The sequence below is a fragment of the Cryobacterium ruanii genome (assembly GCF_004404055.1).
Classification (GTDB): Bacteria; Actinomycetota; Actinomycetes; order Actinomycetales; family Microbacteriaceae; genus Cryobacterium; species Cryobacterium ruanii.
This window is the reverse complement of sequence record NZ_SOHK01000017.1, coordinates 179,792-192,131: the sequence shown is the minus strand read 5'-3', so window position 1 is coordinate 192,131 and position 12,340 is coordinate 179,792. Positions and strand designations below refer to the sequence as shown.

The window sequence follows — 12,340 nt, the reverse complement described above, 5'->3', positions numbered from 1 at the left end:
CCCTGCAAACAGCCCTCGCCGCCCGAAATGCAGAAAATTCTCGACATGGAGGATGACTCGATTTCAGGTTCCGGCCAGATTCCGGTAGTCTTCAATCTGCCCAAGAGGGGGATATAGCTCAGTTGGTTAGAGCGCTTCACTGATAATGAAGAGGTCCCAGGTTCAAATCCCGGTATCCCCACGCAGTACCAGCTTCATTCTGATATCGGCCGTACTCGGTCGATAAGTCGGGGCCATAGCTCAATTGGTAGAGCGCCTGCTTTGCAAGCAGGAGGTCCGGGGTTCGATTCCCCGTGGCTCCACAGTTCACACACAAGGCTCGTCTTCGGACGGGTCTTTTTTGTTCAACAGCGGGTGATCCTGCCATCGGTGATCCTGGTGGCGGAGGCGCGCATCCGCTGTGATGGCGCATGTGCGGCCCTCAGTGGGACCGTGTTGGCTTTTCTGGCCGATTATGCGAAAGGGCCCGCATCGGTTCGATGCGGGCCCTGCACGAGCTGGTGAGCGTTCTTGCCCTAGTCTTCCTGCCGAGTGTCAGCCTCGACCTCGTCGTCGGCGACCCAGAGTTCGTCGTCGGCGCGGAACGTCTGCCAGACGGCGTAGGCGACGCCCACAGCGGCTACGACGGCCAGGCCGAGAGCGAAGTAGGTACCGGCTCCAGGGCCTTTGGGTTCGACCACGACCGGCTTCTGCAAGCGGATGCGACCAAGCGCGGCCCGCACGCGAGCGTCGCGAGCGACGTCACCGACAGACATGACCGTACCGATTGCGGTGCCAATTCCGGGAAGAACGTCGTTGACGACGCGGCGGCGCACACCGTCGGCCGCTTCCTGCGTGGCGTTCACGCTGGGGCGAACGTAGTGGTCATAGCCCTCGCGAACGCGTGGAGCAAATTCTTCGCGGGCGAGCACGCCAGCCTGGTGGCCGGCTTGACGAGCGAGAACATTCGCTCGTTCCATTACTTCTTGCTGGTGGCTCCATAATTCGTCTGCGCTCTTGCGCAGCCGAGTGAGTTCCTTGCGGCGCTTGCGTGACAGGCTCATCTAGACCCTCCATCGATGTCGTGTAGCGAATGTTTATCCATCTTGCCACTGAGTGCCTATCTTGCCACTCAATCGCCGTGTTGGCAGCGAATGCACTGGGAGCGTTTTGTGCCAATCAGATTCGGTAGTGATTGCTGTGCAAGAATCGTCATATGTCCAAGCACACCGCTGTCGCCACCCTGAACACCACCCTCGGACCGATCAAGGTCAACCTCTTCGGTAATCACGCGCCGAAGACGGTCAAGAACTTCGTCGGACTCGCGACCGGCGAACTCGAGTGGAAGCACCCCGCAACGGGCGTTGCCTCCACCACGCCGCTCTACGATGGCACGATCTTCCACCGCATCATCAAAGACTTCATGATCCAGGCTGGCGACCCGCTCGGCCAGGGAACCGGCGGCCCGGGCTACCAGTTCGACGACGAAATCAGCCCCGACCTCGACTTCACCCAGCCCTACGTGCTCGCCATGGCGAACGCGGGAATTCAGGGCGGGCACGGCACGAACGGCTCGCAGTTCTTCATCACCGTCGTGCCGACCACCTGGCTGCAGGGCAAGCACACCATCTTCGGCGCCGTTGAAGACGAAGACTCCCGCGCGATCGTCGCCAAGCTCGCAACCGTCGCCACCGACGGTCGTGACCGCCCGATCGAAGACGTGATCATCCAGAGCGTTTCGGTCGAGTCCGTCTAACCAACATCTGTCCACCAGAATGAATGCTCTGCCGCGCGAGGCGGCGAATTTTTGTTACCGCCATCCCGGGCGGCAGAGCTTCATTCTGTGCCAGCGTTGCGGGCGCACCATTTGCACTGAGTGCCAAACCCAAGCCGCTGTCGGGGTCATCTGTCCCGAGTGCATGAAAGAGCAACGCAGGAACGCTCCCCGCACCAAGCCGGCAATTCTGACCCGGTTGACTGGCAGCGACCGCCCAACGGTGACATATTCCATAATTGGAATCACTCTAATTGTGTACCTGCTGCAATTCGTCTTCGGTTCCCAGGTCACCAATTTGCTGTTGTACGCGGGCGTCTTCTCACAGCCCGGGAGCTTCGAGCCGTGGCGCCTGCTCACGACGGCGTTCGTACATGGTTCCATCTTTCACGTGCTGCTGAACATGTACACACTGTGGATCTTCGGTCAGCTTCTCGAGCAGTTACTCGGCCGTGGTCGCTATCTTGCGCTTTATCTGCTGAGCGCGCTGGCCGGTTCGCTCGGGGTGCTGTTCCTAGCGGATCCGTTCACGCCCGTGGTGGGCGCATCCGGTGCCATTTTCGGCCTCATGGGCGCGTTCCTGGTGATTCAGCGCCGCCTGGGCGGGAATGCCAGGCAATTGCTCGTGCTGGTCGGGATCAACCTCGTGATCGGCTTCATCCCGGGGTTGCAAATTGCGTGGCAGGCGCACATCGGTGGAATGATCGGCGGTGCCGTGATCGGGTTGATCTTCGTGCAGACGCGACACATTCGGCAAAAGTCCCTGCAGGTGGGGCTGATCGCCGCATTCGCGGCCGTGTTGGTGCTACTCAGCTTTGTGCGTTTCTTTACGAACTAGCGCGGTTGATCGGCCTAGAGTGGCAAGTTATCCACAGGTCTATCCACATGGGGATAATTACACCGGTGTCATTACCCCTGCTATTACCTGGTGACAACGGGGCAGTCACGAATCAAGGACCGTCGGAATACCGGTAGCTCCCAGTTGAAGGGTTGCTGGCTTAGCGCCAGCGGGTCGTCATCAGAAAGCCGATGAAGGCGATTCCGAAGCCGACCAGAATATTCATGGCGCCGAGCCCCGCGATGGGCAACTGGCTGCCGCTGACGTAGAACACGATGATCCAGGCCAGGCCGAGCAGCATGAAACCGAACATGACCGGCTTAAACCAGACGGCATTGGGCGCGTCCTCGCTCGATCGGGCAACTTCGGTGCGGGCGGGCCGGGTGCGGGGATTCTTACGTGCCATTCTGCGATCCTAGCGGCTCCGCCTGTTTTAGTGGATTTGACGCGGAGTCCCTGGGCCACACAGGTCAGTAGACTCGGAATATGTGTCCACAGGCAGACGACCCCACCGAGATCGACGCCCTGCGCTCACGCCGCGGGAAGTCGGGCAAGGTCACCGTCGTTGGGGTACTGGGGGAACTGCTCATCACTGTCGGGGCGCTCGTTTTACTCTTCCTGGGCTGGCAGCTCTGGTGGAATGACATGATCATGGCTAACTCGCAGTCCTCGGCTGCGAGCGAAATCAGCCAGGACTGGATCGCGCAGGACACGTCAACGCCGCAACCCGTTCCGACCGTTGATCCGGCCGAGCCGAGCGCCACGCCGGTGCCCGTCGACTACGGCGTTCCCGTCGTCGGTGCCGTTGCGTCCAACGCCGAAGCCTTCGCGGTGCTCTACGTTCCCCGCTTCGGCGCGGACTATCACCGCAGCATCGCCGAGGGTACCGGTCATGACGTCCTGAATAGCAACCGGCTCGGCATTGGGCACTACGCGGGCACTCAGATGCCCGGCGAGGTTGGTAACTTTGCCGTCGCCGCCCACCGCAGCGCCTACGGAGGGGCCATGCATCTGATCAACGAACTCCAGCTCGGCGATGCCATCTACGTGCAGACCGCTGACGGCTATTACACCTATCGCTATCGTGACACCGAGTACGTGATACCGTCCCAGGTGCGGGTGCTGGCATCCGTTCCGAACAATCCTGACGGAACCGCGGTCGACCGCATCATCACCCTGACCAGTTGCAACCCGCTGTTGTCAACCGCTGAACGTATCATTGCCTACGGCGTGCTCGAATCGTGGCAGCCGCTCTCGGCCGGCGCCCCGGCCGAACTCGCACCGATCATCGCAGCCCAGGGCTAGGAGGCTCCCATGTACGCAGCACTGTGGCGTGTTCTGCCCGGACCGATCTGGGTGCGAATCATTCTCGTCCTGATCCTGATGGTGGCAGTGCTCGCCGTGCTCGCCACCTGGGTCTACCCATGGATTGACGGGATCATCAACGGCCAGGAAGCGACGGTGGGCGGCGCATGACCCGTATTCTCGTAATCGACAATTACGACAGCTTTGTTTACACCCTCAACGGCTACCTGATGGAGCTTGGCGCTGAAACCGACGTCGTGCGCAACGACTCGTTTGAAAAAGCGGATGCCGCCTCCCGCATCGCCGACTACGACGGCGTCCTGGTTTCCCCGGGTCCCGGCAAACCGTCAGACGCCGGTGTCTCCGTTGCCGTGGTCGAGGCGGCACTCGCCGCCGAGCTGCCCCTGTTCGGCGTCTGTCTCGGCCACCAGGCCATCGCTGAGGCCTTTGGAGCCACAGTCACCAACGCTGAAGAGCTCATGCACGGGAAGACCTCGCTCATCACGCACGACGGCAGCGACTTGTATGACGGTGTGCCCCAGCCATTCACGGCCACCCGGTACCACTCGCTCGCTGTCGTCGCTTCGACTGTTCCAAGCGATCTCATCGTGACGTCACGCACCCAGGGCGGTGTCATCATGGGGCTGCGGCACGCCGTCGCTCCCATCGTCGGCGTGCAGTTCCACCCGGAGTCGGTGCTGACCGAGGGCGGCTACCGCATGCTCGGCAACTGGCTGGCGCTCACGGGCCTGGAAAGTGCCCAGGAGACTTCGAAATCCCTACACCCCCTGCTGCGCCTCACCTGACTTCAACCCGCGTGTTCGGGCCGCGGGCCGGGAAAGTACAGCGGGTGTGAACCGGCAAAGTGGTGCGACGGTAAGCCCGTGGACCGGGCCCCGTTCAGACGACGTCAGGTTCCGGCGCAGTAGGTCAGGATGATCTCGGAACGCTGGGGGACGTCGCCCGGCGCCAGCGACTGGGCTTTGATTGGGGAGCCGGATTCCTGGGCACAGGTGTAATCCGCCTTGGACACCGGCGCGAGGCTGTCGCTGCTGACCAGATCGATCGCCGCGACGAGGGACTGGCCGGTCAGGTCCCCGAGGGCGACCAGTCCGCTGGACACCACGTAGTTGACGGTGACACCGACGAACTGGGAGGATGTGGCCGCCGGATCGGTGCGCATGACGACGTCGGCCGCCACTGTCGGAGAATTTTCAGCGGTGACCGACCCGGAAACGAGACCGAGCGCTTCGATCGCGCCCTGGGCATCCGCCAGGGGCTGATTGGTCACGTCGGGAACCACGACGGGCACGGGACCGGTCGAGACGAAGACCTTAATGACGTCGGAGGGGTTGACGATGGTGTCGGCCGGCGGGTCGGTGCGAATGACCTGGTCTGCGGGCACCGTCATGCTTGACTCCTCGGCGCGGGTGGCCGCGAGATCCAGATCGAGGAGGGTGTTCTGGGCCTCGTCGTAGGTCAGGCCGGTGAGTGCGGGCACCTGCCGGGAGCTGTCGGGCAGTTCTACGGAGGGTTGCAGGTTGGCGACCCAGATCATGACGGCTACGACGATGACCACGACGCAGACGATGCCAGCCCAAACCCAGATGACCGGGGGGCGCCGCTGGGTGCGCACCATCGTGTGGTCCTCGGAGAGCTGCTTCAGGGCGAGCGCTGAGCCGGTGATGGCCGTCGGCGCGGCACCGAACAGGCCCGCTCCGACCTCGTCGCCCGCGTGGTGAATCGGAATCTGGCCGGAACCGGCAGTCTCGACATCGTTGCGAAACTCGACGGCGCTCTGGTACCGGGCAAACCGGTCCTTGGCCAGGGCGTGCAGCACGACCGAGTCCAGGGCGGGCGACACCTTGGGGTTGAGCGCGGACGGCTTGACCGGCATTTCACTGACGTGCTGGTAGGCCACAGCTACGGGGGTGTCGCCGCGGAAAGGCGGGCGCCCGGTGAGCATCTCGAACAACACAACGCCGGTTGAATACAGGTCGGTGCGCGCATCGACCGATTCGCCCTTGGCCTGTTCGGGGGAGAAATAAGCGGCGGTGCCGAGGATCGCCGTGGTCTGGGCGACCGTCGTGGCCGAGTCGGAGATGGCGCGGGCGATGCCGAAGTCCATCACCTTCACCTGGCCGGACTTGGTGATCATGATGTTGCCGGGCTTGATGTCGCGGTGCACGACGCCGGCCCGGTGCGAATACTCGAGGGCGGTCAGAACCCCGTCGATGATGCGCACGGCCTCGGCGGCCTCGATCGGGCCTTCGCGAATGATGTCTTTGAGCAGCCGACCGTCGACGTGTTCCATGACGATGAACGGAATCTGCGAGTCATGCCCGGAGTCGTCGGTGACGGTCTCTTCGCCGGCATCGAACACCCGCACGATCGTCGGGTGAGCCATGCGCGCGGCGGCCTGCGCTTCCTGGCGGAAGCGGGTGCGAAATGCCGGGTCGGCCGCGAGGGTTGACTTGAGCAGCTTGATCGCGACCGTGCGACCGAGCCGCGAGTCGGTACCGATATACACGTCGGACATGCCGCCACGGCCGAGCAGGGCCCCGACGCGATAGCGACCGGCGAGAAAACGGCCAGCATCACTCAAAACGGAACTCCCCGGGGCTCGTGGACACAACGGACATTATTTTACCGGCTGCGAAGCCGGGAGGTTACTAACTTCCCGTTGCGTCCGAGACCGTCACGGTCGTCGTCGGGGACGCTCCGGACTCAACCTGTCCGCAAAAGTACGTATACGAGACGTTGAAGGTCTTTGGACCGGTGATCGGTCCGGCCTTCACGGTGGCCGTAATAGCGTCGGAGGGATTGGGGGTGGTGACTTCCGCGCCGTTATCCACAATAACTCGGTAGCCAGACAAGGACTGGCCGGCCGCGCATGTCTGTGCGTTCAATGTAACCACAACGCTGGTGCCGGCAGCTGTTGACGCAGGGACAACCGTGGGTGCACCTGTCGGTGTGGTGGGCGGCGCTGGCGCAGTGTAGACCTTCACATCAATAGTTTCGCCCTTACGGACCGGTCCGGTCGGGTTGACCGAGTAGACCGTACCCGCAACCTGATCGGCCGAGGTCGACGGGTTGCCATCCTGAACATTCGCGACGAACCCCATGCCGTCGAGCTTCGTTCGTGCTGCATCGCTCGTGAGACCGACGAAATCCACGAGGTTGACCTGCACGGTGTTGCTTGTGGGGGTTGGTGTCGGAGTTGGTGTGGGCGATGGGGTGGCTGATGGTGATGCCGAGGGCGTCGTCGATGGTGTCGCCGACGTCTCGGCAGGAGAGGGGGTCTCGTTGTTCTGGGTGAACAGGGCGATAAGCGTGCCGGTGAGCACGATCACGAGCAGGGCCACGAGCGCGATGAGCGGCCAGGTCCACTTGCTGCGTTTCTTCTCCGCCTCGGCGGCCGCAGCAGCGGATGCCCGCGTGATGGGAGCACCGGTGGCCGGCAGGATGGTCGTGGCCTGGTCGTTACCGGCACCGGGCATGAGCATCGTGGCGCTCGTGGCCGTGAGGCCACCAAGAACCGACGGTACGGCCACGGCGGCCGCGGCCACGTCACCACGACGCAGAGCGGATGCCGCGCGCGCGAGGTGAGCAGCCGAAGCCGGCCGGTCGGCTGGGTTCTTGGCTAAGCAGGCGAAGACCAGGTTGCGTACCGGTTCAGACACGGTTACCGGCAGGTCGGGCGCGATCTCGTTGATCTGCGCCATGGCGATGGCGACCTGTGACTCGCCGGTGAACGGACGTCGGCCAGCGAGGGACTCGTACGCGACGATGCCGATCGAGTAGATGTCGGTGGTCGGCGAGGCCGGGTGGCCGCTGGCCTGCTCCGGCGAGAGGTATTGCACGGTGCCCATGACCTGACCGGTTGCGGTGAGCGGAACCTGGTCGGCGATACGGGCGATGCCGAAGTCGGTGATCTTGACCCGGCCCTCCGGCGTGATGAGCAGGTTGCCGGGCTTGATATCGCGGTGCACGAGACCGGCGGCGTGGGCGGCGTGCAGCGCTGCCGAGGTCTGCGCGACGATGTCGAGTACTTTGTCGGTCGGCAGAACGTGCTCGCGCTCGAGAATGGTCGACAGGGCTTCGCCGGGAACGAGTTCCATGACCAGGAAGGCGCTGCCGTCTTCTTCGCCGTAGTCGAAGACATTGGCGATGCCCTCGTGGTTGACAAGCGCGGCGTGGCGGGCTTCGGCGCGGAAGCGCTCGAGAAAGCCCGGGTCGCCGAGATATTCGTCTTTCAAGATCTTGATGGCGACGCTGCGCCCGATGACGAGGTCGGTGGACTTCCACACCTCGCCCATGCCGCCAATCGCAATGCGCGACTGCAGCTCGTATCGTCCCCCGAAGGTGAGCCCTGCTGTGGGTCTCATTTGTTAAGCACCGCCTCTAGTACTTTCTGTGCGACAGGTGCGGCAAGAAGGTTGCCGAACCCGGTTTGGCCCATTCCCCCGCCGTTCTCGATCAGAACGGTAATGGCATACTGCGGATCGTTCGCCGGTGCGAAACCGGTGAACCACAGTGTGAACGGATCGGTTGACCCGTTCTGCGCCGTGCCCGTTTTTCCCGCCACGTCAACCCCATCTATTCTTGCATTGCTTGCCGCGCCATCCTGAACGCCGTTGATCATCATGGCGGTGAGTGTCGCGGCTGTTTCTTCGCTCATCACACGCCCGAGCTCGGTTGGTTCGAAGGTTTCGATGGCGCTGAGGTTGGGCGCGAGAATCTCCTGCACCAGGTTGGGCGCCATGACGATGCCGCCATTGGCGATGGCGGCGCTGACCATGGCCATCTGCAGCGGGGTCGTGCGCACGTCGTACTGTCCGAATGCCGACTGCGCGGTCTGCGGATCGTCGAGCCCACGCGGGTAATTGCTCTCGGTGACGGTCATCGGGATGCTGTAGGTACCGTTGAAGCCGAACTTTTCAGCCGTCTCGCGAATGGCCGTGTCTCCGAGCTCGACGCCGAGTTCAGCGAACGGAACATTGCACGATAGGCGCAGGGCTGTGGCAAGGGTGACCGTATCGCCGGCACCGCAGGTTCCTCCGCTGGAATTCTCGATTTTGCTGGTCGTGCCAGGCGCGGTGTATACGGCCACATTGGGAAAAGTGCTTTCCGGGGTGTAGCTGCCCGATTCGAGCGCGGCCGTCGTGACGACGAGCTTGAAGATCGACCCGGGAGGGTTGAGGGAATTTATCGCGCGGTTGATCAGGGGGGCGTTCTCATCGGCGAGGAGGGCCTCGTAGCTCGTGGTGACCTCGGCGTTGTTGTGCACCGTGAGCAGGTTCGGGTTAAAGCTCGGCTTCGACACCATGGCCAGGATGCGGCCGGTCGCTGGCTCGGTGACGACTACCGACCCGGTGTACTCGCCAAGGGCATCCCACGCGGCCTGCTGCGCCACGGTATCGATGGTGACCTCGACGGCAGCACCCTTCGGTTCCTGGCCGGTGACGAGGGCGCTGATCTTGTCGAAGAACTGCGAGTTGGAGGTTCCGGTGAGTTCGGCGTTGAGGGCGAATTCGAGGCCGGTCGGTTCGCCGTTGATCGGGATGTACCCGGTAATAGGTGCATACAGCTCGGGGTTGGTATAGGTGCGAAGAAACTTGAAGTCGTCGTCGACCGGCATCGACTGTGCGATCGGGTCACCGGCGACGAGGATGGCACCTCGCTCAACCTGGTAGCTGTCGTACAGCGTGCGGGTGTTGCGCGGGTCGGCCGAGAGGTTGTCGGCCTGGAAGGCCTGCACGATCGAGGTCGAGGTGAGCAGGGCGCCGAACATCAGCATCACCACGATGCTGACGCGCTTGAGTTCGCGATTCATTAGACCACCAGCCTGGGTTGATTGCGCACGGTGTCGGAGAGCCGCAGCAACAGGGCGGCGATGATCCAGTTGGCTACGAGCGACGAACCGCCGGCGGCCAGGAATGGGGTGGTCAGGCCGGTCAATGGAATGACGCGGGTGACACCGCCGATGACGATGAAGCACTGAAGTGCCACGACGAAGGCGAGGCCGACGGCGAGAAGCTTGCCGAAGTCGTCCTGGCCGGCGAAACCGATGCGAAAGCCGCGGGCCACGAACAGAAGGTAGAGGGCAAGGATGGCGAAGATTCCGGCGAGCCCGAGCTCTTCGCCGAGGCTCGCGATGATGTAGTCGCTTTGCGGAACGGGCGTGAGCTCCGGTCGTCCCTGGCCCCACCCGGTGCCGAGCAGCCCGCCCTTGGCCAGGCCGAACAAACCCTGCACCAGCTGAAAGCTGCCGCCGTCTGCGTCGTACACGGCCGGGTTGAGAGCATCGAGCCAGTTGGTGAAGCGCCCGTTAACGTAGTTGAGGGTCTGGCTGGCGACGACGGCGCCGCCGAGGAACAGGCCCATGCCCATAATGACCCAGCTGAGGCGGCCGGTGGCTAGGTAGAGCATGACCAGGAACAGGCCGAAGTAGAGCAGGGCGGTGCCGAGGTCGCGCTGAAAGATAATGACCGACATCGACAGGGCCCAGACGACGAGAATCGGACCGAGGTCACGGAACCGGGGAAAGCGTGCTCCGAGAAATTTTCGGCCGACCATGGAGAGACTGTCACGGTTGCGCACGAGATAGCCGGCGAAGAACACAGCGAGGGCGATCTTGGCGATCTCACCGGGCTGGAAAGTGCCGAAACTGCCCACCCGGATCCACACCCGAGCGCCACTGATCTCCTGGCCCAGGCCCGGAACGAGCGGAAGGAAAAGCAGCACCACACCGACGAGGCCGGCGATGTAGGTGTATCGAAACAGCACGCGATGGTTGCGGATGACCAACAGCACGACGATGGCACTGAAGATGGCCAGGGCACTCCACACCGTCTGGCGAACGGCGGCGCTCGCCCAGCCGCTCTGCGCGTCGGCGATATCGATGCGGTAGATCATGGCGATGCCGACGCCGTTGAGCACGGTGGCGATCGGCAAAATGAACGGATCGGCGTCGCGGGCGACGAACCGCAGCACGACGTGCAGGCTGATCACCAGCACCGACAGGCCGGTGCCGAGCAGCACGAGCGTCGGGTCGAGTTCACCAAGGGCACCCAATTGCACGAGCACGACGGAGCTCGCGTTGATGAAACAGGCGATCAGCAGCAGGAAAAGTTCAAGATTGCGCAGTTTTTGCGGCAGGTGCAGGCGGCGCACCGGCTCGTTGGCCGGGCGTGCTTCAAGAGCGGATGCCCTACTCAACGATCGCACCCTTCAGTCGCTCGACAATGTCCACGGCGTCAGCGAGCGAGCCGGCGTTGATGGTCTGCTCGACCTGCTGGCGGTCGTAAACGCGCAGGTCGTCGAGGAGGAGATCGGTGGTCTCATAAACGCTGGAGAGCTTGATCGGGCCAATGTCCTGCTGCACCCCCTGGTAGATGACGACGTTGGAACCGTCGACGCCGACGAAATAGCGGGTCTGGGTCCACTGGTAGCCGAGAACGGTTGTCGTGACAATGCTGAGCACCAGGAGGATGACGCCGATCAGCCAGGTGGCCTTGCGGCGGCGCGCACGGCGGGCATCCTCTTCGATCAGTTCGGAGAGGTAGTCCTGCGAGTCGGGCTCGAAGTGGGTTTCGCGCACCGGGTGAAGGCGCAGGGCCGGGATGCGCAGGGCGCGATTACGGCCGGGTTCTTCGCCGAAGGCGAGCGGATTCGCGGCGGAGCCGACGACGACCGGACTGTCGGTTCGGGCGACATCATCCTCGATGTCGACGATGACCACGGTGACATTGTCGGGGGCGCCACCGTCGAGGCTCTCTTTCACCAGCAGGTCGGCGACGTCCTGAGCGTTTGCGCCACTCGCGAGGGCGGAGGCGATGGCGGTGTGCGAGACGACGCCGGTGAGCCCGTCGGAGCAGAGCAACCAGCGATCGCCGGCAATGGTGGCCATAATCGAGGTGTCGATTTCGGGGCTCGCCTCGACGTCGCCGAGTACGCGCATGAGCACCGAGCGGCGCGGATGCACCATGGCCTCGGCCTCGGTGATGCGACCACTATCGACCAAGCGCTGCACGAACGTGTGGTCGATGGTGATCTGGGAGAGTTCGCGCTCGCGCAACAGATAGATGCGCGAGTCGCCGATGTGGGCGATCGCGACCTCGTTTTCGAGTACCACGATGGCGCTGACCGTGGTACCCATGCCGGTCAATTCGGCGTGTTCAAACACCGTCTCGGCCAGCTGGGCGTTGGCGCCGATCAGGGCGGCCTGCAGGGCGAATTCGGCGTCCTGGGCGCTCGCGTAGGGCTTGTCGGCCTCGATGATGCGCTTGGTGGCGATTGACGAGGCGACGTCTCCGCCGGCGTGCCCGCCCATGCCGTCGGCGACCACGAACAGGCTGCGCCCGGCGTACCCGGAGTCCTGGTTATTGGAGCGAATCTTGCCGACGTGGGACGCGGCTGCGCTATGACTGACCGTCGCCATG

General features: G+C 63.4%; 12 protein-coding genes and 2 tRNA genes. 7 read left to right on the top strand and 7 right to left on the bottom strand.

Features of this window, described 5'->3' with window-relative positions:
* Positions 1-107: 107 nt before the first annotated feature.
* Together E3T47_RS12410 and E3T47_RS12405 are read left to right on the top strand one after the other, a co-directional pair.
* Positions 108-181 (top strand) — tRNA-Ile (locus tag E3T47_RS12410).
* A 48-nt stretch (positions 182-229) separates the two neighbouring features.
* Positions 230-302 (top strand) — tRNA-Ala (locus E3T47_RS12405).
* A gap of 213 nt (positions 303-515) precedes the next feature.
* Here E3T47_RS12405 and E3T47_RS12400 read toward each other — a convergent pair.
* Positions 516-1,043 carry a hypothetical protein gene (locus E3T47_RS12400; RefSeq protein WP_134556360.1) on the bottom strand — a complete coding sequence of 176 codons (528 nt, stop codon included), beginning with the start codon at positions 1,041-1,043 and terminating at the stop codon, positions 516-518.
* Between the two features lie 152 nt (positions 1,044-1,195).
* Here E3T47_RS12400 and E3T47_RS12395 point away from each other — a divergent pair, with 152 nt between their 5' ends.
* On the top strand, positions 1,196-1,735 hold the full coding sequence (locus tag E3T47_RS12395) for a peptidylprolyl isomerase (RefSeq protein WP_134556359.1): 540 nt from the start codon (positions 1,196-1,198) through the stop codon (positions 1,733-1,735).
* Between the two features lie 241 nt (positions 1,736-1,976).
* The gene (locus E3T47_RS12390; RefSeq protein WP_338419395.1) at positions 1,977-2,591 is read left to right on the top strand and encodes a rhomboid family intramembrane serine protease; all 615 of its coding nucleotides are present in this window, start codon (positions 1,977-1,979) and stop codon (positions 2,589-2,591) included.
* A gap of 160 nt (positions 2,592-2,751) precedes the next feature.
* On the opposite strand, the gene E3T47_RS12385 is transcribed toward E3T47_RS12390, so the two are convergent.
* Positions 2,752-2,997, bottom strand: coding sequence for a cell division protein CrgA (locus tag E3T47_RS12385; protein WP_134556357.1), 246 nt, complete (start codon positions 2,995-2,997; stop codon positions 2,752-2,754).
* Positions 2,998-3,077: 80 nt separating this feature from the next.
* Here E3T47_RS12385 and E3T47_RS12380 point away from each other — a divergent pair, with 80 nt between their 5' ends.
* From E3T47_RS12380 to E3T47_RS12375, 3 genes are read left to right on the top strand one after another with little or no spacing between them, the layout of a single operon-like run.
* The gene (locus E3T47_RS12380; RefSeq protein WP_134556356.1) at positions 3,078-3,896 is read left to right on the top strand and encodes a class E sortase; all 819 of its coding nucleotides are present in this window, start codon (positions 3,078-3,080) and stop codon (positions 3,894-3,896) included.
* A 9-nt stretch (positions 3,897-3,905) separates the two neighbouring features.
* On the top strand, positions 3,906-4,067 hold the full coding sequence (locus E3T47_RS15975) for a hypothetical protein (protein WP_166805717.1): 162 nt from the start codon (positions 3,906-3,908) through the stop codon (positions 4,065-4,067).
* Positions 4,064-4,702 (top strand): anthranilate synthase component II, encoded by a 639-nt coding sequence (locus tag E3T47_RS12375; RefSeq protein WP_134556355.1) that lies wholly within the window; start codon positions 4,064-4,066, stop codon positions 4,700-4,702. Before E3T47_RS15975 ends, E3T47_RS12375 begins: the two co-directional genes overlap by 4 nt.
* A gap of 104 nt (positions 4,703-4,806) precedes the next feature.
* On the opposite strand, the gene pknB is transcribed toward E3T47_RS12375, so the two are convergent.
* The 5 genes from pknB to E3T47_RS12350 form a co-directional block, all read right to left on the bottom strand.
* Positions 4,807-6,501, bottom strand: a complete 1,695-nt coding sequence (gene pknB, locus E3T47_RS12370; protein ID WP_134556354.1) for a Stk1 family PASTA domain-containing Ser/Thr kinase — start codon at positions 6,499-6,501, stop codon at positions 4,807-4,809.
* Between the two features lie 67 nt (positions 6,502-6,568).
* Positions 6,569-8,284, bottom strand: a complete 1,716-nt coding sequence (locus E3T47_RS12365; RefSeq protein ID WP_134556353.1) for a protein kinase domain-containing protein — start codon at positions 8,282-8,284, stop codon at positions 6,569-6,571.
* Positions 8,281-9,732: a peptidoglycan D,D-transpeptidase FtsI family protein gene (locus E3T47_RS12360; protein ID WP_134556352.1), complete on the bottom strand. Its 1,452-nt coding sequence runs from the start codon at positions 9,730-9,732 to the stop codon at positions 8,281-8,283. Before E3T47_RS12360 ends, E3T47_RS12365 begins: the two co-directional genes overlap by 4 nt.
* Complete coding sequence (locus E3T47_RS12355; protein ID WP_422386493.1) at positions 9,732-11,126, bottom strand: FtsW/RodA/SpoVE family cell cycle protein; 1,395 nt, start codon at positions 11,124-11,126, stop codon at positions 9,732-9,734. The genes E3T47_RS12360 and E3T47_RS12355 overlap by 1 nt, the downstream gene beginning before the upstream one ends.
* Positions 11,110-12,339 (bottom strand): PP2C family protein-serine/threonine phosphatase, encoded by a 1,230-nt coding sequence (locus E3T47_RS12350; protein ID WP_134556351.1) that lies wholly within the window; start codon positions 12,337-12,339, stop codon positions 11,110-11,112. Before E3T47_RS12350 ends, E3T47_RS12355 begins: the two co-directional genes overlap by 17 nt.
* Position 12,340 lies beyond the last annotated feature (1 nt).